Annotated in this window: 15 protein-coding genes, 1 pseudogene and 1 riboswitch; of the genes and pseudogenes, 8 read left to right on the top strand and 8 right to left on the bottom strand. The window is 72.0% G+C overall.

All coding sequences use genetic code 11. The annotated features are described in order from the left end of the window. The first annotated feature begins 43 nt into the window (after positions 1 to 43). Positions 44 to 1,414 (top strand): helix-turn-helix domain-containing protein, encoded by a 1,371-nt coding sequence (locus tag HDA41_RS24895; RefSeq protein WP_184987316.1) that lies wholly within the window; start codon positions 44 to 46, stop codon positions 1,412 to 1,414. A 129-nt stretch (positions 1,415 to 1,543) separates the two neighbouring features. On the opposite strand, the gene sucD is transcribed toward HDA41_RS24895, so the two are convergent. From sucD to HDA41_RS24865, 6 genes are all read right to left on the bottom strand, one after another. Beyond that, positions 1,544 to 2,428: a succinate--CoA ligase subunit alpha gene (gene sucD / locus HDA41_RS24890; RefSeq protein ID WP_010036416.1), complete on the bottom strand. Its 885-nt coding sequence runs from the start codon at positions 2,426 to 2,428 to the stop codon at positions 1,544 to 1,546. A gap of 21 nt (positions 2,429 to 2,449) precedes the next feature. Next, on the bottom strand, positions 2,450 to 3,628 hold the full coding sequence (gene sucC / locus HDA41_RS24885) for an ADP-forming succinate--CoA ligase subunit beta (RefSeq protein ID WP_184987314.1): 1,179 nt from the start codon (positions 3,626 to 3,628) through the stop codon (positions 2,450 to 2,452). Between the two features lie 518 nt (positions 3,629 to 4,146). Then, positions 4,147 to 5,199, bottom strand: a complete 1,053-nt coding sequence (locus HDA41_RS24880; protein WP_184987312.1) for a hypothetical protein — start codon at positions 5,197 to 5,199, stop codon at positions 4,147 to 4,149. Positions 5,200 to 5,475: 276 nt separating this feature from the next. Continuing rightward, positions 5,476 to 6,639: a VWA domain-containing protein gene (locus tag HDA41_RS24875; protein WP_184987310.1), complete on the bottom strand. Its 1,164-nt coding sequence runs from the start codon at positions 6,637 to 6,639 to the stop codon at positions 5,476 to 5,478. A 139-nt stretch (positions 6,640 to 6,778) separates the two neighbouring features. Beyond that, positions 6,779 to 9,199 (bottom strand): DUF5682 family protein, encoded by a 2,421-nt coding sequence (locus HDA41_RS24870; protein WP_184987308.1) that lies wholly within the window; start codon positions 9,197 to 9,199, stop codon positions 6,779 to 6,781. Between the two features lie 40 nt (positions 9,200 to 9,239). Further along, complete coding sequence (locus tag HDA41_RS24865; RefSeq protein ID WP_184987306.1) at positions 9,240 to 10,415, bottom strand: ATP-binding protein; 1,176 nt, start codon at positions 10,413 to 10,415, stop codon at positions 9,240 to 9,242. Positions 10,416 to 10,560: 145 nt separating this feature from the next. Here HDA41_RS24865 and HDA41_RS24860 point away from each other — a divergent pair, with 145 nt between their 5' ends. Then, a complete protein-coding gene (locus tag HDA41_RS24860) occupies positions 10,561 to 11,916 on the top strand; it encodes an SWIM zinc finger family protein (protein ID WP_184987304.1) in 1,356 nt (451 codons plus the stop codon). Positions 11,917 to 12,073: 157 nt separating this feature from the next. Next, complete coding sequence (locus tag HDA41_RS24855; RefSeq protein ID WP_184987302.1) at positions 12,074 to 13,771, top strand: DUF5691 domain-containing protein; 1,698 nt, start codon at positions 12,074 to 12,076, stop codon at positions 13,769 to 13,771. A 128-nt stretch (positions 13,772 to 13,899) separates the two neighbouring features. Here HDA41_RS24855 and icmB read toward each other — a convergent pair whose 3' ends face one another. After that, on the bottom strand, positions 13,900 to 14,316 hold the full coding sequence (gene icmB / locus HDA41_RS24850) for a coenzyme B12-dependent isobutyryl CoA mutase small subunit (protein WP_086604196.1): 417 nt from the start codon (positions 14,314 to 14,316) through the stop codon (positions 13,900 to 13,902). Between the two features lie 500 nt (positions 14,317 to 14,816). Between icmB and HDA41_RS24845 the strand changes: the two genes are divergently transcribed. Both HDA41_RS24845 and HDA41_RS24840 read left to right on the top strand, forming a co-directional pair. Then, a complete protein-coding gene (locus HDA41_RS24845; protein ID WP_184987300.1) occupies positions 14,817 to 15,680 on the top strand; it encodes an esterase/lipase family protein in 864 nt (287 codons plus the stop codon). 105 nt (positions 15,681 to 15,785) lie between these two features. After that, positions 15,786 to 17,432 carry a M23 family metallopeptidase gene (locus HDA41_RS24840; RefSeq protein ID WP_184987298.1) on the top strand — a complete coding sequence of 549 codons (1,647 nt, stop codon included), beginning with the start codon at positions 15,786 to 15,788 and terminating at the stop codon, positions 17,430 to 17,432. Positions 17,433 to 17,481: 49 nt separating this feature from the next. On the opposite strand, the gene pcrA is transcribed toward HDA41_RS24840, so the two are convergent. Next, a complete protein-coding gene (gene pcrA, locus HDA41_RS24835) occupies positions 17,482 to 19,962 on the bottom strand; it encodes a DNA helicase PcrA (RefSeq protein ID WP_184987297.1) in 2,481 nt (826 codons plus the stop codon). Positions 19,963 to 20,252: 290 nt separating this feature from the next. Next, positions 20,253 to 20,426: riboswitch (cyclic di-AMP (ydaO/yuaA leader) on the top strand. An 8-nt stretch (positions 20,427 to 20,434) separates the two neighbouring features. On the opposite strand from pcrA, the gene HDA41_RS24830 reads away from it, so the two are divergent. The 3 genes and pseudogenes from HDA41_RS24830 (at position 20,435) to HDA41_RS24820 (ending at position 23,275) form a co-directional block, all read left to right on the top strand. Next, on the top strand, positions 20,435 to 21,628 hold the full coding sequence (locus HDA41_RS24830; RefSeq protein ID WP_184987295.1) for a C40 family peptidase: 1,194 nt from the start codon (positions 20,435 to 20,437) through the stop codon (positions 21,626 to 21,628). 110 nt (positions 21,629 to 21,738) lie between these two features. Next, positions 21,739 to 22,640, top strand: a pseudogene (locus HDA41_RS43010) (TDT family transporter); the annotation flags it as partial. A gap of 176 nt (positions 22,641 to 22,816) precedes the next feature. Then, a complete protein-coding gene (locus HDA41_RS24820) occupies positions 22,817 to 23,275 on the top strand; it encodes a hypothetical protein (RefSeq protein WP_184987291.1) in 459 nt (152 codons plus the stop codon). The last annotated feature ends 273 nt before the right edge of the window (positions 23,276 to 23,548 follow it).

Here is a 23,548-nt window from a genome sequence, read left to right as displayed (position 1 = left end):
CTCAATATACGTTTATGTACCTTTCCGTACGGAGGGGCGCCCTGTGACACAGAGCCCTGCCATCCCGCTCCCCCCGCCCAAAGAACGCCGACGCCTGCGCGAGGCCGCCTCGCTGACGCGGGCTCAACTGGCCTCCCAGGTGGGCGTCACCAGCGAGACGGTGCGCGGGTGGGAGACCGGCCGCTCGACGCCGCGCGGCCGGAAAGGGGAGAAGTACGCGAAGCTGCTGAACTCACTGGGGACGGAGGTGGACCTGACACCGGCTCATGCGGAGGGCAGGCCCGCCGCCGAGAGCGAGCCCACCCGCCGCCCGGCCGGGGACCGCGGCCGCGCCCCCGGCAGGAACCGGGGCCGCAGCTCCGTCACGGAACAGGACCGCACCACCGTCGGCCACCGCAGCCGCGCCTCGGCCACCGAACGCGGCCGTGCCACCGGCACCGGCTCCGGTTCCGGCCCCGGTAAAAGCCGCGGCCCCGCCGCCGACCATCGCCACACCACCGTCGCCGACCATCGTCACACCACCGGCACCATGGGCCGCAGCCACACCACCGGCACCGGCCGGCACTCCGTCCGCGCCCGTGCGGCGGCTCCGCCGCGGCCGGACGACGCGACTGCTGCTCTGACCCCCGACCAGGCCTTCGACGCGCTGTACGCGTTCTGCGCGCCCGCGCTCGTCCGGCAGACCTACCTGCTGACCGGCCGCCGCGAGCTGGCGCGGGAGGCGGTCGAGCGGGCCTTTCACATCGCCTGGCAGCGCTGGCCCGAGGTGGCCCGTGACCGCGACCCGGCGGGCTGGGTGCGGGCGGTGGCGTACGACTGTGCCCTCTCCCCGTGGCACCGGTTCCGCCCCCGCTACCGGCACCCCGAGCCGCCGCCCTCCGACGCGTTCGACCGCGCGCTGCTGGACACCCTGCTGAAGCTGCCGCCCTCGTACCGCCGCACGCTGCTGCTGTACGACGGTGTCGGCCTCGGCCTGCCCGAGACGGCGGCGGAGACGGAGGCGAGCAGCCGCGCGGCCGCCAACCGGCTGATGCACGCCCGGGAGGCGGTCGCCGAGCGGCTGCCGGAGCTGGCGGACCCGGAGGTGCTCCACTGGCGGCTGGTCGAACTGGCCTCCGTCGAACGGCTGCGGGCCTCCAAGCCGCTGGTCGTGCGCCGGACCGGGGAACGCCAGGCCCGTTTCTGGACCCGGGCCGCCATCGCCTTCACGATCGCCCTGATCGGAGCCACGGCCCTCACCGCCCGCACGGCCCCCACGCACTACGAGCCACCGGTGCCGCCGGGCGAGACCGTCCAGGACGTGCCGCCACCGGTCGCGCCCGGGCCGCTGTCGGAGTCGGAGCGGGAACTGCGGGCGAAGCTGCGCGAGGAGGAGCCGCGGGGGCCGGTCCGGCTGATGCCGCAGCCACGCTGACGCCTGCTTGTGCTTGCTTCCGCTTCCGCTTGCGCTTCCGCGAAAACGACGGTGGGCCCGCCCCCGTGCGGGGAGCGGGCCCACCTCTGAGCTGTGCTGTACGACTGAGCCGTAGGGCGTTGACCCTGCTCAGCCGGCGAGGATCGCGCGCGCCAGCTTCGCCGTCTCGGTCGGCGTCTTGCCGACCTTGACGCCGGCGGCCTCGAGGGCCTCCTTCTTCGCGGCGGCCGTGCCGGAGGAGCCGGAGACGATGGCGCCGGCGTGGCCCATGGTCTTGCCCTCGGGCGCGGTGAAGCCCGCGACGTAGCCGACGACCGGCTTCTTCACGTTCTCCTTGATGAAGGCCGCGGCCCGCTCCTCGGCGTCGCCGCCGATCTCACCGATCATGACGATCAGGTCGGTGTCGGGGTCGGCCTCGAACGCGGCGAGCGCGTCGATGTGGGTCGTACCGATGACCGGGTCGCCACCGATGCCGACGGCGGAGGAGAAGCCGATGTCCCGGAGCTCGTACATCATCTGGTACGTCAGCGTGCCGGACTTCGACACCAGGCCGATGCGGCCCGGCTTGGTGATGTCACCCGGGATGATGCCGGCGTTCGACTGGCCCGGCGTGATGAGACCGGGGCAGTTCGGGCCGATGATGCGGGTCTTGTTGCCCTTGGACACGGCGTAGGCGTAGAACGCGGCCGAGTCGTGGACCGCGATGCCCTCGGTGATGACGACCGCGAGCGGGATCTCGGCGTCGATGGCCTCGACGACGGCGGCCTTGGCGAAGGCCGGCGGCACGAAGAGGACGGATACGTTCGCGCCCGTCTTCTCGATCGCCTCGGCGACCGTGCCGAAGACCGGGATCTCGTTGCCGTCGATGTCGACCGACGTGCCCGCCTTGCGGGGGTTCACGCCACCGACGATGTTGGTGCCGTCGGCCAGCATGAGCTTGGTGTGCTTCATGCCCGTGGCACCGGTCATGCCCTGGACGATGACCTTGGAGTCCTTGTTGAGGAAGATAGCCATGGCTGTTTAGTCCCTCGTCCCTTACTTCGCAGCCGCGAGCTCGGCGGCCTTGTCGGCCGCGCCGTCCATGGTGTCCACACGCTGGACCAGCGGGTGGTTGGCGTCGGAGAGGATCTTGCGACCCAGCTCGGCGTTGTTGCCGTCCAGACGGACGACGAGGGGCTTGGTGACGTCCTCGCCCTTGTCCTTGAGCAGCTGCAGTGCCTGCACGATGCCGTTGGCGACCTCGTCACAGGCGGTGATGCCGCCGAAGACGTTGACGAAGACGGACTTGACGTCCGGGTCGCCGAGGATGATCTCCAGGCCGTTCGCCATGACGGCGGCGGAGGCGCCACCACCGATGTCGAGGAAGTTGGCGGGCTTGACGCCACCGTGCGCCTCACCGGCGTACGCGACGACGTCCAGGGTGCTCATGACGAGACCCGCGCCGTTGCCGATGATGCCGACCTCGCCGTCGAGCTTGACGTAGTTGAGGTTCTTCTCCTTGGCGGCGGCCTCGAGCGGGTTGGCCGCGGCCTTGTCCTGGAGAGCCTCGTGCTCCGGCTGACGGAACTCGGCGTTCTCGTCCAGGGAGACCTTGCCGTCGAGGGCGATGACCTCGCCGGAGGCGACCTTCGCCAGCGGGTTGACCTCGACCAGGAGGGCGTCCTCCTTGATGAAGGTGTCCCACAGCTTGACGAGGACGTTCACGACCTTGTCGGCGACCTCGGCCGGGAACTTCGCGGCCGCGACGATCTCGCGGGCCTTCGCCTCGGTGACACCCTCGTTGGCGTCGATCGGCGTCTTGGCGACGGCCTCGGGGCGGGTGGCCGCCACCTCCTCGATCTCCATGCCGCCCTCGACGGAGGCGATGGAGAGGAAGGTGCGGTTGGCACGGTCCAGGAGGAAGGAGACATAGTACTCCTCCACGATCTCCGGGGCCGTCTCGGCGATCATCACCTTGTGGACCGTGTGGCCCTTGATGTCCATGCCGAGGATGTTGGTCGCGTGCTCGACCGCCTCGTCGGGGGTGGCGGCGAGCTTCACGCCACCGGCCTTGCCACGGCCGCCGACCTTCACCTGGGCCTTGACGACGGACTTGCCACCGAGGCGCTCGGTGGCTGCGCGGGCCGCCTCAGGCGTGTCGATGACTTCACCGGCCAGCACCGGTACATCGTGCTTGGCGAAGAGGTCCCTCGCCTGGTACTCGAACAGGTCCACGCGCTTCCGTCCCTATCAGTGATCTCGCGGTTCGTTGTCTGCGTGGGCGTGCCGCGAGGGCAACGTGACGTCCGCTGTCTGTCACAAGGGAGGCGCACACGGTGTCCGAGCGCGCGGCATGTCCGTCTCGCAGGTTATCGCTGCTTGCGGGGGGCCTCTAAATCGAGGGTCACACCTGAGCGGTGATACCTGTCACATGATGCCGTGCTCTCTGGCACGGCGTGCCTGGGGTGAGGGGCCTCACCGGGCTGGGGTTGACCCGGTGAGGCCCGTCTGACACCTCGGAAGGAGCACAAAGGCCCTGTTCAGGCCCCTGCTCTCCGGGGTGCGGGGCGGGTGGTCCCCACCCCGATGGGGACCACCCGCCCCATCCACGAGATGTCGGCCTCCGACGACCGACGGTTTTCGACCGTCCGGCGGCCAAGGCCTCGTGGAGTCGGTGGGGTGAGGGAGATGGTGAGAGACCGAGGGCCGCTGTGTCGGTGGAGCTGCCCCCGGGGAGCGACGGTCCGCCCGTGCTAACCGGGGAAGACGGGGACGTCCCGGTGGCTGTTGTCCCGGGTACCGGCCGCGCAGAAGCGGGCCGCGACACCGGGCAGGAGTCTCAGCCGGGCCCGATGGCTCAGGGTGACGGCGTGCGGGTCACCGTGACGCGGGCTGCTGTTGTCGGCCGTGGACCGGTTGCCGAGCGTGCCGTCGGACCGACCTGCGGCCCCCTGCCCGCCCGGGCCGTGTCCGACGTGGGCGGACGACGGACCGACGTGGTCTGCGCGTCTTGTGCGGCTTACGCGGTCTGTGCTTCTGATGTGGCCTAGGTGCTCTGCGCTGCTGGTGTGGCTCAGGGGCTTTGCGCTGCTGGTGTGGCCCACGGGCTTTGCGCTGCTGGTGTGGCCCACGGCCTCTGCGCTACTGGCGGCGCGGTGCTCGGCGCCGCGCACGACGGTGTCCGGCTTCGCAGCGACAGCCTCCGCCCCACCGGTCCGTCCGACAGTGACGGGGGCGTCGGCCGGGGTCGGTGCCGTTCCGACCGGCTGTGGGCCGGCTGTGGCCGGGGTGGGGAGGGGGTGGCTCGGGAGTGGGGGCCCCGGCAGGTCCCGCAGCACTGGCAGTTCGGGCGGTGTGGGCAGGTCAGGCAGCACCGGCAGCTTGGGCAGTGCGGGCAGGTCCGGCAGATCCGGCAGGTCCGGCAGCTTGGGCAACGGCGGCGACGGCGAGGAGGAGGACGAGGACGACGGCGGCTCCTTCGGCTGCGCCGATTCCAGCCCCTGGCTCGCCACCCCGCCCGTATCACCAGCCGTCCGCACGACCCGCTCCCCCACGGCTCCTGCGTCGGCCCCGGCGAGGGGAGCGCTGCCGACTCCGGACACGGAGCGAGGACCAGGCGAGTCGATCCGCCCGGCCGTGCCGTGCGTCAGCACCCGTACGCCGTCCGCCGCGTACGCCCGCTCCCCGCACAGGAGCCCGATGGCCAGAACCCCGCCCACCAGCAGCGCCACTTGGAGCGCACGCCACCCGGCCGCCGTACGCGGCATGCGCACAGCGGCACCGGGCAGGGCTGCTGACCAGGACAAGAGGGGGAGCTTCCTCCCGGGCTACGGAACAAGTGCGGAACGCATCACGCGTTACGAGCAACGAGTCGGCACAACGCGGTACTGCCCGGCGCGGCGCGGCGCACCGCCGAGCAGGCGCCGATCCTCGCACGGGAGTGCGGAGGTTGTGCAAGCCCTGCCCCGCTGATGGTCAGTCATGTCCGTTGTGCCGACCGCGATCCGGCGGCGACGCATCGATCCGAGGCGGAAGCCCCAGTCGCCATCCGACCGCCCTTCACCACCGCGGCCCTCGGCAGGTCACGCAGCGTCCGGTATCGGCAGCGGACGCTTCTCGATCGCCGCCGCCATCACCTCCGGGAACAGATCGGGCGTGCAGGCGAACGCTGGTGCCCCCAGCGCGGCGAGCGCCGCCGCGTGCTCCCGGTCGTATGCCGGTGCCCCCTCGTCCGACAGGGCCAGCAGCGTCACGAACTGCACCCCCGAGGCCTTCATCGCCGCCACCCGCTTGAGCATCTCGTCCCGTATGCCTCCCTCGTAGAGGTCGCTGATCAGCACGACCACCGTCTCCGCGGGCCGGGTGATCTGCGACTGGCAGTAGGCGAGTGCCCGGTTGATGTCCGTGCCGCCGCCCAACTGCGTTCCGAACAGGACGTCGACGGGGTCGTCGAGCTGGTCCGTGAGGTCGACGACCGCCGTGTCGAAGACGACGAGTCGCGTGGAGATCGTCCGCATCGAGGCGAGCACCGCTCCGAACACCGATGCGTACACGACCGATGCCGCCATGGATCCCGACTGGTCGATACAGAGGATGACCTCCTTCTTCGTGGACTGGGACGCTCGCCCGTACCCGATGAGCCGCTCCGGCACGATCGTCCGGTACTCGGGCAGGTAGTGCTTGAGGTTGGCCGCGATCGTGCGGTTCCAGTCGATGTCGTGATGGCGGGGCCGGTTGATGCGGGCGCTGCGGTCGAGGGCGCCGGTGAGGGTGGCCCGGGTGCGGGTGGCGAGCCGCTTCTCCAGGTCCTCGACGACCTTGCGCACGACGGCCCGTGCCGTCTCCTTCGTCGTCTCGGGCATGGCCTTGTTGAGCGACAGCAGCGTGCCGACGAGGTGCACGTCGGCCTCCACCGCCTCCAGCATCTCCGGCTCCAGCAGGAGCGTGGCGAGACCGAGCCGGTCGATGGCGTCGTGCTGCATGACCTGCACGACGGAGGACGGGAAGTACGTCCGGATGTCCCCGAGCCAGCGCGCCACGGACGGCGCCGACGCCCCGAGCCCCGCCGAACGGTCCCGGCCCCCCTGCGGTTTCTCCCCCTTGCCGTAGAGCGCGGTGAGCGCTCCGTCCATCGCCGCGTCCCGCCCGGACAGTTCGCACCCGGTGCCGTCCGCCGCGTCGCCCCCGAGCACCAGTCGCCACCGCCGCAACCGCTCCTGCGCCGGGTCCGTCACCTCGGCCGTCATCCGTGTCCTCCCTTGCGAGGCCGTTCCCACAGCGGGATCACCGGCACGGCCGTCGTCGGCCGGACTTCCGCCGGCGACCCGTTCCCGCCGGTGTCTCCAGCCTCCGCGCTCGGAGCCGGCCGCCTCAGTCCGTCGGTCGTCATCCCGTCACCCCCACCAGGTCGTTGCCGATGTGCTCTTCCCCTTCGTCCAGCCCGAGCAGCAGCCGCAGGACCGGCAGCACGGCGTCCGCGCGCACCGTGTCGAGCTCCGCCGCGAAGCCGGGTATGCCGGAGCCGGCTCCTGCCGCACCGCTCCCGGCACCGGGCCCGCGCCGGACCAGTTCGCCGAGGGTCCGCCGCACGCCGGGCTCGTACGCCGAGAACGTCCGCCGCAGCAGGGGCAGCACGTCCGTGAACGCCTCCGCCGGCACCCCGGTCAGCCACGCGTCGACCAGCCCGAGCAGCCGCTCGTCATGAACGAGGAGCATCCCGCCCCCGGAGCCTCCTCCGACGAAGCCTTCGATCCACGCGGCCGCGTCCGCCGGTGGCGTGCCCGGGGACAGGACGAGCCCCATGAGACGCGCCGCCTCGTCCTGCACCAACTCCCCGCCGTCCAGCAGCAGCCGCACGGCCCGCCCTCTGATCACCCCGGGTACGGAGTCCCGCCCGCACAGCACACGCAGCACCGACTGCCAACGGGCTCTCACATGGCCTTGTCCCGCCGCGTGTGCGTCCCCCAGGAGCCCCACGGCGCCGTGCACGGCGTCGACATGCCGCCGCATCTCCTCGGCGCCGTCCGCGTCGAGCGCGGCGCAGGCCGGGGGCAGGCCGACGAAGACCCGCTCGGCCAGCCCCGCCGCCACCTCTCCCAGGGCCCCGGTGTCCGTGCCGCGCACATCGCCGTAGCGCAGGGAGCGGACCAGGGCCGGCAGTGCCTGGGCGAGCTGGCCGACATCCGTGTCCAGGGCCGCCCGGTCGGCGAGGATCCGCATCACCGTCGGCAGTGCCTCGGGCAGTTCGGCCTGCAGGCAGCGCTCGGCGAGCGCGGTGACGTCGGCGAGCCCCTGCGCGGCGACGGCGTCCGCCTCGGCCTTGGCGGTCGCGGCGGACAGGACGGTCGTCCCCCACACCCCGGCCTCGGCGACCCGCACGGACAGCTCGGGCTCCCAGCGCAGCCGCCACGTCTCCCGGAACGTACCCGTGCTGCCCCGCGAGGCGGCCGGTTCACCCCACGCGATGCCGAGCAACCGCAGCCGGTGGAGCAGCCTGCTGCGGGCGGCGTCGGTCTCCTTGCGCAGGTCGAGCTCCACCTCCCGCTCCAGCGCCTCCGGCTTCAGCCGCAGCCGGCGCTGGAGCCGGGCGAGGTCCCGCTGCAACGGAACCGCCGGCGCCGTCGCCGGGACCTCCCCCAGTACGTCCCCCACGACCAGCCGGTCCTGCACCAGCGCCAGCGGCACGTCCGAGCCCTCGCACATCACCGCCCGCACCGCGTCGGTCGTCTCGCTCAGGCCGGGCAGCGGACGGCCGCGCATGGCGGCGAGTGTCTCGGCCAGCCGCACGGCCTCGATGACGTGCGCGGAGGAGACGAGCCGGTCCTCGGCGCGCAGCAGCCCCGCCACCTTGGTCATCCACCGCTCGACCGGCCGGTCCGGGGCGCTGAAGAGGTGCCCGTACCAGCCCGGCGAGTCGATGCCGGCTCCATAGCCGCTCATCCGGGACAGCCGGCGGTGCGTCCACGGCACCCAGGTCATGTCCGTCTTGACCTTGGGCAGCCCCTTCAGCAACGCCTTGTCGGCCGCGACGGTGGTCTTCCACCGCAGGGCGGGCACGTGCCACGCCCCGCACACGACGGCCACGCCGTCCTCGAACTCCCGCTGCGCGGCCCGCACCTGGAGCCGCATGTACGCCTCGCGCACCAGATCCCGGTCGTGTCCCCCGCTGCCGAAGGTCTCCCGCAGCGCCCCCATCGCCTCCTCCAGCACGGTGAACGGCGCGAACGCGTCCCCCCTCCCCACGCCCCGGTGCTCCACGACGTCCTCCCACCACCGCTCCGGGTCGTCGTAACCGGCGGTCTCGGCGAGCACCCCGAGCGGATCGATCCGCACCTCGGCGGGGCCGGGGCCGGGTGCGGAGTCGCCCTCGTTGTCCGCCGTCTCGGCGTCCAGAGGGGGCTCCCCCTCGACTCCGGCCTCGTCCTCCTGCCTCCTCCAGGCCAGCGTGTGTGCGGCCGGCAGGTCGATGAAGCGGGCCGGGACGTCGTGTTCCAGGGCCCAGCGGACGGCGACCCACTCCGGGGAGAACTCGGCCAGCGGCCAGAACGCCGAGCGGCCGGGCTCGTCCACGGCATGGGCGAGCAGGGCGACCGGCGGCCGCATCTCCTCGTCGGCGGCGAGCGGAATCAGGGCATCGGCCTCGGGCGGCCCCTCGATCAGCACGACCCGCGGCCGGGCCTCCTCCAGCGCCGCCCGTACCGCCCGGGCCGACCCCGGCCCGTGGTGCCGCACCCCGAGCAGCAACGGCCCCGCTCCGGCCTTCGGGCCCACAGCCTCTTGCACGCCTGTCACGTGTTCCCCTCCCATCCCGTACCCGGCCCCACAACCGACCCCCGCCCCGCGTCGCTCACACGCTCACCTCCCGGCAGGCGCGGTAGAAGTCCTTCCAGCCGTCCCGCTCGCGGACCACCGTCTCCAGGTACTCCTGCCAGATGACGCGGTCGGCCGCCGGGTCGCGGACGACCGCGCCGAGGATGCCCGCGGCCACGTCGCCCGGCCGCAGCACGCCGTCGCCGAAGTGGGCCGCCAGGGCGAGTCCGTTGGTGACGACGGAGATCGCCTCGGCCGTGGACAACGTGCCGCTCGGCGACTTCAGCTTCGTCCGGCCGTCGGTCGTGACCCCGTCGCGCAGCTCTCGGAAGACCGTGACGACCCGGCGGATCTCGTCGAGGCCGTCGGGCGCGGCCGGCAGGTCGAGGGAGCGACCGATCTGGTCGACGCGACGCGAGACGATGTCGACCTCGGCCTCGGGGCTCTCCGGCAACGGCAGCACCACCGTGTTGAACCGGCGGCGCAGGGCGCTGGACAGGTCGTTGACCCCGCGGTCGCGGTCGTTGGCCGTGGCGATCAGGTTGAAGCCGCGGACCGCCTGCACCTCCTGGCCCAGCTCCGGTATCGGCAGCGTCTTCTCCGACAGGATCGTGATGAGTGTGTCCTGCACGTCGGCCGGGATACGCGTCAGCTCCTCGACGCGGGCGGTCATGCCCTCGGCCATGGCCCGCATGACCGGGCTGGGCACGAGGGCGTCGCGGCTGGGGCCGTGGGCGAGCAACTGCGCGTAGTTCCAGCCGTACCGGATGGCTTCCTCGGGCGTGCCGGCGGTGCCCTGCACCAGCAGCGTGGAGTCGCCGCTGACCGCCGCGGCCAAATGCTCGGAGACCCAGGTCTTCGCCGTGCCGGGCACGCCGAGCAGGAGCAGGGCGCGGTCGGTGGCGAGCGTGGTGACGGCGACCTCGACGATGCGGCGCGGGCCGACGTACTTCGGTGTGATCACCGTGCCGTCCGGCAGCGTGCCGCCGAGCAGGTACGTCGCGACCGCCCACGGCGAGAGCTTCCAGCGGGCCGGGCGCGGACGGTCGTCCTGCGCGGACAGCGCGGCGAGTTCACCGGCGAAGGCGTCCTCGGCGTGCGGCCGAAGTGCTTCCGCCTCAGTCACGTCCGCGGGTGCGCCCGCCCCCGCGTTCGCGGGCGCGGACCCGTTCTGGCTCGGGTCGACGGACGTCGGTTCTACGGACACAGGCATGGCTGAGTCCCCCTCCAGCTCGGCCGGTTCGGATCTGGCATCCACGTTGCACCACACCACTGACAATGCGTTCTGACCTGCGAAAACACCCAGCCGGTGGCGCTCGCGGACCCGATTGTCAGTGGTGGGATCTACCTTCGATGGCATGACTCAGCAGGGGGTGCGCTGGACCGCGGACCAGGTGCTGGCACTGGCGCCTGACGCGGCATCACGCAAAGCGGGGAGCAAACTCGGCGCGGCGGGGCCGTGGTCCGAGACGGGGAGTTCCGACAAGGGGGCGGTGTGGGGGCTGTGCAAGGGCAGCGGAAGCAAGCCGTACCAGACGATCGTCGACATCGCGGACGCCTCCGGGCCCGCGTACAAGTGCACTTGCCCGAGCCGCAAGTTCCCGTGCAAGCACGCGCTCGGGCTGCTGCTGCTCTGGTCGGGCGGCGACGGGGCGGTGCCGACGGGAGAAACTCCGGAGTGGGCGGAGCAGTGGATAGCGGGGCGGCGTAAGCGCGCGGAGGAAAAGAAGGCCGGGGACAACTCCGGTGCGCCGTCCGGGTCCGCTGATCCGGACGCGGCGCGGCGGCGGGCGGAGCGGCGGGCAGAGCGCGTCACGGCGGGCGCGGTGGAGCTGGAGCAGCGCCTGGCGGATCTGCTGCGCGCCGGCCTCGCGACGGCGGAACAGTCGGGTTACGGCCTGTGGGAGGAGACGGCGGCCCGCATGGTCGACGCCCAGGCGCAGGGCCTGGCCGGACGGGTGCGGGAGTTGGGGGCGATCCCGTCCACCGGGCCGGGCTGGCCGGTGCGTCTGCTGGAGGAGTGCGCGCTGCTGCATCTCCTCGGGCAGGGCTGGCTGCGCCGCGAGCGGCTGCCCGACGCCCTCGCCGCCACGGTCCGCTCCCGCATCGGTCTGCCGGCCTCCGCGGACGGCCCGCCGGTGCGGGACCGCTGGATGGTGCTCGCCCAGTACGACACGGCGGACACCCGCCTGACGACCCGCCGGATCTGGCTGTACGGCGCCGACTCGGACCGCACCGTACTGCTCCTCTCCTACGGCGCCGCCGGCCGCGCCCCCGAGCTGGCGCTGCCGGTGGGGCTGACTCTGGAGGCCGAGGTGTCCGCCTACCCGGGCGCCGGGCAGCTGCGGGTGGCCCTGGGCCAACAGTTCGCACCGCCCGCGCCGACGGCGATACGCCCGCGCGGGGTGACGACGTCCCAGGCGGCCGCCCGCTACGGCGACGCCCTGCGCGACGATCCGTGGCTGGAGTCCGTCCCGGTGACGCTGGACCGGGTCGTCCCCACCCCGGACGGCGACTCCTGGCAGTTGGCGGACGCGGACGAGGACGCGGCGTTGCCGCTCACTCCGGCCGCGCGTTCCCGGCCAGGCCTGTGGCGGCTCGTCGCACTGTCGGGCGGCGCTCCGGTCAGGGTCTTCGGCGAATGCGGCCACCAGGGCTTCACTCCGCTGACGGCCTGGCCCGAGGGCCCGGGTGACGCGATATCCCTGTGCTGAGCCGTAGCCAACGCCGGCACCAGCGCCCATGTCGGCGGCCCGGCCTTTCCGGCCCGACCCACCCTTCTCTCAAATCCACGAATTTTTCAGGCATCCCGGGACAACCGGTAAGGGTGAGCCTTCAACCACCCCCGGGCGCCCCACGGAAAGGAAGCTCATGAACAGGACCTCCGCTCCTGTGGACGCGCCCGCGACGGGTGCCTGGGAGGGGCTCGTCACGACGGCTCTGCTGGGCACGGACCGGCGCACCACGCCGGGGACCCCGCCCGGCGCCGGGCCGGGCCCTGAGGCGCCGGTGGCCCTGCTGGACGCGGCGGCCGTGGAGACCGTACGACGCCGGGCCGGACTGCGTCCGGCCCGGGCGGCGGAGCGTCCGCAGCCGGCCCCGGAGGACCCGCGTCCGCCTCTGCCGCCGGCGGCCGCCCGCAGACTCGCGCTCCTGCTGGCCGACCGCTCCGGCACGTCGGGCGGCGGACGCCGGGGCACCGCGCCCGACCTGACGGAACTGCTCCCCCAGTGGCTCGCGGCGGCCAACGCCCGTGGTTTCGCACCGCCTCCGCAGATGCTTCCCGCGCTGCTGGACGCGGCCCGGGGGCGTACCGACCTGCGTCCGGCGGCGCTGGAGTTCGCGGGGCCGCGGGCTCTGTGGCTGGCGCGGCTGAACCCGGACTGGCGGTTCGCCCTGCGCTCGACACCGGGCGGCGGAGCGACTCTGCCGCTTCTCGATGACGACGACAGCGTCCGGCAGCTCTGGCAGGAGGGCCTGTTCGCCGAACGGGTCGCCCTCCTGTCCGCCCTGCGCTCCCGCGAACCTGCCGCCGCGCGCGAACTGCTCGAGACGACCTGGGCGACGGAACGCGCCGAGGACCGGCTGATGTTCCTCGACTCGCTGCGCACAGGCCTGGGCCCGGACGACGAGCCGTTCCTGGAGCAGGCCCTGTCCGACCGCAGCCGCAACGTCCGGGCAACGGCGGCGGAACTGCTGTCGGCGCTGCCCGGTTCGGCGCTCGCCGCGCGGATGGCAGTCAGGGCGGAGGCGTGCGTGGCCATCGACCACACCCAGGCCACCGCGGTAACCCCGGCCACAGAGGCAGCAGGGGGTACCGCGGCTTCGGCAGCGACCGTGGCCACGCCGACGATCGCCGTCGAAGCGCCGCATGAGTGCGATCCGGGCATGGAGCGCGACGGCGTCGTGGCGAAGGCGCCTGCCGGACGCGGTGAACGGTCCTGGTGGTTCGGCCAGTTGGTGGAAGCGGCCCCACTCGGGACCTGGTCACGGCGGCTGGGCGGGCGGACGCCCCCGGAAATAGTGGCGCTGCCGGTCACGGACGACTGGCAGAGCGAACTGCACGCGGCGTGGTGCCGGGCCGCGGTGCGCCAGCGGGACGCCGAGTGGTCGCGCGCGCTGCTCGGGGAGCCCTCCGCACCGGAGGCGGGCGGCCCGGGCGCGGTGTCCCTGGCCGAACGCGCCAAGCTGCTCGGCACGCTGGAGGCCGCCGAGCAGGCCGAGTGGGTGGCCGGCTTCATCGCGACGCACGGCCTGTCCGAAGCCTTTCAGCTGCTCGGGGTGTGCGCGGTGCCGTGGGCGCCGCCGCTCGGCCGGGCGGTGGTGGACGCGCTCAACATCGCGCGGGACGCGGGGAGTTATCCATGGAGTTTCAGCGGAGTCATGGGCCTGGCCGAGCGCTGCCTGGACCCGTCCGAGGCCGGCCGCCTCGACGCCCTGCTGGCCGTACCGGAGGAGCCGGAGAACGCGTCTCCGGGCGCCGGCGGCTACTGGGCGGAGGCCTTCCAGCGCCTGGTCACGACGTTGCGCCTGCGCGCGGCGATGATCGAGGAGCTCAACACTCCCTGACCCCTGCCCGCGTCACGGAGCCGACAGGATCCGCAGCGGCCGAGCGTGTCGCCGTCACCGTCGAGGGCAATCGCCCACCGGCGGCGCCCCGGGCGACCGGCACGAACCCCGGCGCCACCGCCGGAGGCCTACGCCCCGGCCGGCTGGCGGACGTTCGCCCGGACCCACTCCACGATCGACGCCGTCGTCGCGCCGGGCGTGAAGATCTCCGCGACGCCCTTCTCCTTCAGCAGGGGAATGTCCGCCTCGGGGATGATCCCGCCGCCGAAGACCAGGATGTCCTCCGCGTCCCGCTCCTTGAGCAGGTCGATCACCGCCGCGAAGAGCGTGTTGTGGGCGCCCGAGAGAATGGACAGCCCGATCGCGTCGGCGTCCTCCTGGAGCGCCGTGTCGACGATCTGCTCGGGAGTCTGGTGGAGCCCGGTGTAGATGACCTCCATACCGGCGTCGCGCAGGGCCCGTGCGATCACCTTGGCCCCGCGATCGTGGCCGTCGAGCCCCGGCTTGGCCACCACCACGCGGATCGGACCGGCTGCCACACCCATCACTGCCTCCATGAAGCGACTACATCCATCCGTACCGACAAGTACCGCACACATCGCGCACTCCGTACAGCACGGACACCCCGCCCCGAAACGTCCGGGCAAGTGAACGAACGTTATCTCCAGGATCCCGCAACCGGCAGTTTCGCGGTGCGGACCGAGGGGGAAATCACACGATGGGACAAGCGCAAGGGGAGCCGCGACGAGGTAGCCGTACCGCCGCCCCACCCACCACGCACAGCGGCGGTACGGCACTTCGGCGAAGGCGCGCGGGACACGCAGGGCACGCACAGCACGCAGGGCAGACACGGCGCAACAGCGGGGAGCCTCGTCGGCGCACCGACAGGGGACCTCGTCGCACCACCGGCGTCCCACGCGCCACAAGCCGCGCTCAGTCCCCGCAGCTCACGCCGCTCACGCAGTCATCGGCCGTCTTCGCCGCTGCTTTCCACGAGGGCACACGGGGGGCGGCTACCCTCCTGCGTGCCGACAGGAGGTCGGCCATGAAGGTCACCAGGGCTGCTCTGCCCTTTCTTCCGTTCTGCCAGCGACTGCTGCCGAGCCGGCTGGCGGGAGTCTCCCTGGCGCTCCTGAAGGCCACCGCCCTGGAGATGGCGATCCTGGCCGGGCATCTCCTCCTCTATCCCTCCGGCATCACCCAGGAGCGACGGGCCCCCGTCCCCGCCCTGCCCGCGGACGGCGCCGCCCAACTGCCCACGGAGGCAAAGCCCCCGGTCGTCCTGCTGCACGGCTTCATCGACAACCGCTCGGTCTTCGTCCTGCTGCGCCGCAGCCTCGCCCAGCACGGCAGGCAGCAGATCGAGTCCCTCAACTACTCGCCGCTGACCTGCGACATACGCGCCGCGGCCGAGCTGCTCGGCCGGCACATAGAGGAGGTCTGCGAGCGCACCGGCGCCCCGCAGGTCGACGTCGTCGGGCACAGCCTCGGCGGCCTGATAGCGCGTTACTACGTGCAGCGGCTCGGCGGCGACACTCGCGTGCGGACCCTCGTGACACTCGGCACGCCGCACTCGGGTACCCGAGTGGTGCCCCTGGCCAACGCGCACCCCATCGTGCGCCAGATGCGCCCCGGCTCACCGGTGCTCGAGGAGCTCACTCGGCCGGCCCCGGGCTGCCGTACGCACTTCGTCAGCTTCTGGAGCGACCTGGACCACGTGATGGATCCACTGGAGACGGCCTGTATCGATCATCCGGATCTGACGGTCGAGAACGTGCGGGTGACCGGCATCGGCCATCTCGCCCTGCCCGTGCACCCCGCCGTCGCCAGCGGAATACGGCAGGTTCTCGACACGGCTCGCCCGGGTGAACCGTCCGCCGGCCGGGCGGGCGGCCTAACGGTGGCCTGAGACTCGTCATACAGCAGACACACAGCGTCGAAGCACCGATCAAGCTCGAACAAACTTCGAACACAGGGCCAAACTCGTGCCCGCAGTCCGCCAAAACACGGCCGAATGCCCGTTTCCTGCGCGCGCGAAACCTGCCGAAGATTGTCGTGCCCGCGTACCGCCGGGTACAGTCGCCGCACTGCTCTGGCAGCCCCTGTTGTCGAGGCGAAAGAGAAGTTGGTGAACGACCGTCACCCGTCGGGGACCATGGCCCCGGCTCCGGCTTCCGAAGCCGACTCGGCGCACTACGCGTCGCACGGCACCCAGGAAGCCCAGTACGGCGACTTCACCACGTACGGCGACTACGCCGCCACTGGATTTGACGCGACCGGTACCGACGGCACCGGTTTCGACGCCACCGGCCACGCCACCGCGACCTTCGCCACGGACCCCCTCTTCGGCGACCTCCCGGGCAGCGGCCAGGACACGGGCACATACGACACCGGCCAGTGGCCCACCGGCACGCACGAGAACCCGCACTACGACGCGTACGCGGCCCAGCACCACGCCTCCTACGACACCGGGGTCTACGACACGACGTCCTGGACGGCCGAACAGCAGCCGCTCTCGGTCATCCCGCCGCAGGCCACCTCCCCGGACAGCACCGGGCAGTGGGACGCCGGTGCCTGGCTCCAGCCCGACCAGTCCGGCAATCCCGCCGACCGGACCCAGCAGTGGGAATGGGGCACGCAGGCCTTCGACACCGGTGCCTACGACGCCACGCAGTGGAACACCGACGGCGCCGCCACACCGGCCCCCGACGGGTACGAGCAGCACGGCGAAACCTTCGAGCAGCACGAGACCGCGACGTTCGAGCAGGTCGCCTACGACGAAGCCGCCGGGGCCGCCTACCCCGACCCCGCCGCGGACGGCGGTGAGCCGGCCACCGGCGAACTGCCCACCGTCACCCCGCTCCTGGACGACCAGGAAGAAGCCGGCCCGCGCGCCTCACGGGCGGCCTCGCGCGCCGGGTCGCGTTCCCGCCGCCGTACGCCCCCCAAGCGATCGGCGCTACTGACCATCGCGGTGCCCTCGGCGTGCGTGATGGGCGTCGCGGGGATCGCCGCCGCCTCGGTCGGCAGCCTCACCGACGACGCCGTCGTGGAGGCACAGACGACCGCGGCGGACGCGCAGCCGGTGAAGCCGGCCGCCGCCAACAACAAACTGGACACGCAGCTCCAGAGCCTCGCCGCCGGCGCCGACGACTTCGCCGACCGGGCCAGCCGTACCCAGGAGCGCATCGACCTCAAGGCCCAGCAGGCGGCCGAGCGCAAGCGCGCGGCGGAGGAGGCGGCCCGCAAGGAGCGGCTGCGCCCGAAGTTCGCCCTGCCGGTCGCCCGGCACGGACTCAGCGCCTACTACGGCCAGTCCGGCATCAACTGGATGTCCCTGCACACCGGCATCGACTTCCCCGTCTCCTACGGCACGACCGTGATGGCCGCGACCGACGGCACCGTCCGCACCCAGTGGAACAGCGCCTACGGCAACATGATGATCGTGACCGCGAAGGACGGCACGGAGACGTGGTACTGCCACCTCTCCACCTACACGGTCCCCTCCGGTACGACGGTGAAGGCCGGCGACCCGATCGCGCGCTCCGGCAACTCCGGCAACTCGACCGGCCCTCATCTGCACTTCGAGGTGCGCCCGGCCGGCGGCTCGGCGATCGACCCGCTCCCGTGGCTGCGCAGCCACGGCATCGACCCGGCGTAACGTCCCGGCAGCCCCCGCCCGTCGGGCGAACGGGGGCTGACTCGTACGACTACAGCTTCTCCACCGGCGCGTACCGCAGCAGCAGCCGCTTCGGCTTGGTGTCCCCGAAGTCGATGGTCGCCTCGGCGTTCCCGCCCGTGCCCTTCACCGCCACGACGGTCCCGAGCCCGAACTGGTCGTGTGTGACCCGGTCCCCGACCGCCAGTGCCACGACCGGCTTCTCGGAGGTCCGGCGGGTGGCGAAACCGGACGCGCCCGACGCCGACGAGCGCGAGCGGGACGACGACAGCGAGGCCGCCACTGCGGAGACCGGCCCGGAGGACGCGGGCGCGGTCGCCCCCGTCCGCTTCCACTCCAGGTAGGCCGGCGGGATCTCCTCCAGGAACCGGGAGGGCGGGTTGTACGACGGCTGGCCCCAGGCGCTGCGCAGGGTGGACCGCGTCAGATACAGCCGTTCCCGCGCGCGCGTGATGCCGACGTACGCCAGGCGCCGCTCCTCCTCCAGCTCCTTGGCCTGGCCGAGGGCACGCATGTGCGGGAAGACGCCGTCCTCCATGCCGGTCAGGAAGACGACCGGGAACTCCAGGCCCTTGGCGGTGTGCAGGGTCATCAGCGTGATGACGCCGTCGCCGTCCTCCTCGTCGGGGATCTGGTCGGAGTCGGCGACCAGCGCGACCTGTTCGAGGAAGTCGGACAGGGTGCCCCGCTCGTCCTCGCCGCGCTCCTGCTCGAACTCCATGGCAACGGCCGCGAGCTCCTGGAGGTTCTCGATCCGGGTCTCGTCCTGCGGGTCGGTGGAGGCCTGCAACTCGGCGAGGTACCCGGTGCGTTCCAGGACGGCCTCCAGCACCGTGGCCGGTCCGGCGCCGGACTCGACGATCGTGCGGAGGTCCTCCATCAGCGTGTTGAACCGCTTGACGGCGTTGGTGGAGCGCGCGGCCATGCCGTACGCCTCGTCGACGCGCTTGAGCGCCTGCGGGAAGCTGATCTTCTCGCGCTGGGCCAGGGCGTCGATCATCGCCTCGGCGCGATCGCCGATGCCCCGCTTGGGCACGTTGAGGATCCGGCGCAGCGGCACCGAGTCCTCCGGGTTGGCCAGCACGCGCAGGTAGGCCAGGACGTCCCGGACCTCCTTGCGCTCGTAGAAGCGGACACCGCCGACGACCTTGTAGGGCAGGCCGACGCGGATGAAGATCTCTTCGAAGACGCGGGACTGGGCGTTGGTGCGGTAGAAGACCGCGACGTCGCCCGCCTTCGCCTCGCCGGCGTCGGTGAGGCGGTCTATCTCGTCGGCGACGAACTGCGCCTCGTCGTGTTCGGTGTCGGCGACGTACCCGGTGATCGTGGCGCCCGCGCCCGCGTTGGTCCACAGGTTCTTGGGGCGGCGGGACTCGTTGCGCTCGATGACCGCGTTGGCCGCGCTGAGGATCGTCTGGGTGGAGCGGTAGTTCTGCTCCAGCAGGATCGTCGTCGCGTCCGGGTAGTCCTCCTCGAACTGGAGGATGTTGCGGATCGTCGCGCCACGGAAGGCGTAGATCGACTGGTCGGCGTCACCCACCACGCACAGCTCGGCGGGCGGGACGTCGTCCGGGCCCGGCGGCACGTCGGCGGGGTGCTCGGAGGTGCCGACGAGCTCCCGGACGAGGGCGTACTGGGCGTGGTTGGTGTCCTGGTACTCGTCCACCAGCACGTGGCGGAAGCGGCGGCGGTAGTGCTCGGCGACGTCCGGGAAGGCGCGCAGCAGGTTGACCGTCGTCATGATCAGGTCGTCGAAGTCGAGGGCGTTCGCCTCGCGCAGCCGCGACTGGTACATCGCGTAGGCCTGGGCGAGGGTCTTCTCGAAGCCGTCGGAGGCCTGGGCGGCGAAGTCCTCCTCGTCGATCAGCTCGTTCTTCAGGTTGCTGATCTTGGCGCTGAAGGACTTCGGCGGGAAGCGCTTGGGATCGAGGTCCAGGTCACGGCAGACCAGGGCCATCAGGCGCTTGGAGTCGGCGGCGTCGTAGATCGAGAAGGAGGATGTGAAGCCGAGCTTCTTGCTCTCGCGCCGCAGGATGCGCACGCACGCGCTGTGGAAGGTCATCACCCACATCGCGTTCGCCCGGGGGCCGACGAGCTGCTCGACGCGCTCCTTCATCTCGCCCGCGGCCTTGTTGGTGAAGGTGATCGCGAGGATCTGGCCCGGGTGCACGCCCCGCTCGGCGAGCAGGTGGGCGATGCGGTGGGTGAGCACGCGGGTCTTGCCGGAGCCGGCGCCGGCCACGATGAGCAGCGGGGAGCCGGAGTGGACGACGGCGGCGCGCTGGTTGTCGTTCAGCCCCTCCAGGAGGGCGGCGGTGTCCACCACCGGGCGTGGGGCGCCGTCGCGGTAGTAGGCGTCCCGGTCCGGCGGCACGTCGAACTTCCCGCCGAACAGATCGTCCGGAACCGGCTCCGGAGCGTGATCGTCCTCGGGTGGCGGCGGGGGCTCGTCCGCAGGGCCCCGCTGGGCCTGGAGGTCCGCCAGGAAGCTGTCGTCAAAGAGGCTGCTCATCGCTCTCCGAGTCTAGGGCGCCCCACTGACAGCCCGCCGCCGCCCTGAGAACATCGCCGAAACGACCCCTTCGTCACCCTGCACCCCCGCATGATCACAGCCTGCTACGGCTGTGACATTTGCGGACGACTCGTGACCAACCCTCGTCGACCGATCACTCTCGGCGACACTTCGGAATGAGGTCACGAAAATGTATCGGGCATATCACCCATCAACCTTCACAAGGGCCACACGAGTTGGCTACCGTGCGGGCAGGCCGCACGACCCCCACCGGCGAACGTCGCCGGGCCGCGCGGCCTCCGCCGAGTCCGGCGTGCCGCAGCGGCAGCCGGAGCCGGGGACCCAACCGAGAACTCTGGGGTGAATCGGCCCGACTCCCTGCGCGGAGACGGCCGTAGGGCAACCCTTCCGATATACCCGCCCGAACCCGACAGCTAACCCGGTAGGCGGAGCATGGAAGGAGTCGCCTCCCTTGGCGTCGCACCGCAAGTCGCGTCCCGCGGGTACGCGCGTCGCAGGCATACGGACCCCCGCCCTCGCAACGGCGGCCCTCACATCCGTGGCCCTGCTCTCCCAGTCGGCCAACGCCGCCCCCGATGCCGACGGCAAGCCGAGCCTGGAGGAAGTCGAGAAGAAGGTCGACGACCTCTACCGCCAGGCCGAGTCGGCCACCGACAAGTACAACGCGGCCAAGGAGAAGACCGCGAAGCAGCGCAAGCGCGTCGACACCCTCCTCGACGGCGTCGCGCAGCGCACCCAGAAGCTCAACGAGGCGCGGGAGAAGCTGGGTTCCTTCGCCGCCGCCCAGTACCGCACCGGCGCCTCCGCCCCGGACACGGCGACGTTCCTGCTCGCGGACACCCCGCAGGACTACTTCGACCAGACCCAGCTGATGGACCGGATGACCGGCCGTCAGAAGGAAGCGGTCGACGAGTACGTCACCCAGCAGTCCGAGACGATGAAGCAGCGCCAGGAGGCCACCGAGAGCCTCGAGACGCTCAACGAGACGCAGGGCGACCTGAAGGCGGCCAAGGCCACCGTCCAGCGAAAGCTCGCCGACGCGCGCGAACTGCTGTCGAAGCTGACCGCCGCGGAGAAGGCGCGGCTCGCGGCGATCGAGAGGGAGAAGCAGCAGGAGGCCGCCCGCAAGGCCGACGAGCTGGCCCGGCAGCAGGCCGCACAGCAGCAGGCGCAGGAGGTGGCCGCCCCGCAGCAGGACAGCGGTTCCACGTCGGCGGGCTCCGGCTCGTCCGCTTCGGCGGGGTCCGGCGCGTCCTCCGCGACGGCCCCGGCCGACTCCTCGTACGCCACCAAGGCCGAGAAGGCGCTCGCCTTCGCCCGCGCCCAGATCGGCAAGCCGTACGTCTGGGGCGCCGTCGGCCCCGGCTCCTACGACTGCTCCGGCCTCACCCAGGCCGCGTGGAAGGCCGCCGGTGTGACCCTGCCGCGCACGACCTACGACCAGGTCGACTCCGGCACCACGGTCCCCGTCTCCCAGGCGCAGCCCGGTGACCTGGTCTTCTTCTACGACGACATCACCCACGTCGGCATCTACATCGGCAACGGCATGATGATCCACGCCCCGAAGCCCGGCACCTACGTGCGCGAGGAGTCGATCTACTACGACGGCGAGTCGTCGATCCGCAGCGTGGTGCGGCCGGCCTGAGGCCCGTACGTCACCGAGGGCACGCGCGCGTGAGGGTGCTCGCGCGTTTGTGAGGCGCACGCGCGCGTGCCCCGCTCGCAACGCGCGCGGCGCCTCCTAGCATCGGGCCCATGCCCGGCCCCTCCCCCTCCACCACCTGGTGGGCGCAGCGAGCGTCGTCCGCCAGTGCCGCCGTGCTGGCGACCGGCACCCTGTCGGTCGGTCTGGATCTGGCGGGGTACGGCGCCCTCTCACGCATCGCCCCCGGCCTGGCCTGCGCGGCCTGGCTGATGCTCACCGCGAACTTCACCCTGCGGCTGCTGCCGGCCGGCACGAGGGGGCGGGCGTACGCGGGGGTGCCGGGCCTCCTGGACACCGTGGCGACGGCCGCCCTCACCACCGCGCGGCGACGGCCGTCCTGGGCGCCGGCTTCTCGGCGGCCGGCTCGCAGTCTCTGGCCGCGGCACTGCTCGTGCTGGCCGTGCTCCTCTGGCCGCTGCCGCTGGCCCTTCCCGCGCAGGACGGGGAGCGGCGCGGGCCGGGGACGGTGTTCGCACGCTGCAGGGCCACGCAGGGCCTCGCCGTGCTCGGCGCCACGCTCGCCGCAGCCGAGTCGGCGGCCTGGCTCACGCACGCGGCGCTGGTGCTGTTCTGGCTGGGGCTCGTGCTGTACGTCCTCGCCCTGGCCCGTTTCGATGTGCGGCAGGTGACCGAGGGGCGCGGCGACCACTGGCTCGCGGGCGGGGCGCTGGCCCTCTCGGCGCTGGCCGGGGCGCGGCCGATCAGCTCCGACAGCGCACGCCTGTACCTGTGGAACGACGACGACCGCGGTGTCCTGCGCCACGCGACCGTCGTGCTGCTCGTGCTCGCCCTGGCCTGCCGTGCCGCGCTGCTCGCCGCCGAGTTCCTGCGGCCCCGGGCCCGCACCGGCATCCGCCGCTGGGCGACCGTGTTCACCTGGGCCAAGACGGCAGCGGCGGCGCTGGCCGTCGCCGCCGCCCTCGACGTCGCCTGGCTCGACGGCCTCGGGGAGTCTCAATGACTGAGCCAAGCCACCTGCATGGTCTCTCGAAGAGCGCCGAGGCCCATGTCTTGCCTGTGCAGCTAGCGCCGCCTCGCCGCGCAAAGGCTGGTTCCGCAGTGATCTCGCCGCCGAAGATCGACGATGCTGGGGTGCCTCGCACCAGACGACGGCAAGGGGTGGGTGACGTGGCCGGCCTGATCAGGCGCCAGGAGTATCCGGTGAATGTGGACTACAACGGATGGGCCTTGCAGGACTTCGACGACACGCAGGTTCCTGTGCTGTTCCCTGAGGGTTTCGAGAGCGGCACGTTCCTCACTGCTCACCCTGGGCGCCTTGATTTCTACAGTGCCGGGCACACCCACACCGCGTCCCTGACGGTGGAGATCTGGGACGGGGAGCCGGCCGTGCCGGCCGGAGAGTGGGATGAGACAGCCCTGGCCGGCATCGTTTGTTCTTCGGGCAAGTTGCGCGCCAGGGGGATGACGGCAGGACCGATGCCAGAGGCGATCGAGTTGTCGGACGGGCCGGGCGTCTGGACGGTGCGAGTGGTGTGCACCGGCCGTGAGGCGGCATCTGCGCAGACCCAGCACGGTGTGGTGCACGGAGTCGAGCGCTACATCGCACAGTTCTGGCCGAGCGCCTAGATTGCTGAGGGACGGCTCGCGTCTCCCGAGCCGCCCCCGCACCTGGCCGAGGACGCCTACGAAGTGATCTCGGCCATGAAGCCGTCGTCCGGTCCGTCTATAACCCTGTTCTTGCCGTAGAACTGCGCGCGCAGGATTGAGGAACGCCCTGCTGTCCGCTCCGTAAACAGCGACCGCACAAGGCGCGCACACCGCAATCAGCAGCCAGGGCGCCCCGGAGAACCGGACGGCCACTCCTCGCTGGCCACCACTGGCAGGCCCTGTTCAGCCACA

Origin of the sequence: Streptomyces caelestis, assembly GCF_014205255.1 — a bacterium.
Classification (GTDB): Bacteria; Actinomycetota; Actinomycetes; order Streptomycetales; family Streptomycetaceae; genus Streptomyces; species Streptomyces caelestis.
This window is presented reverse-complemented; position numbering and strand designations above follow the sequence as displayed.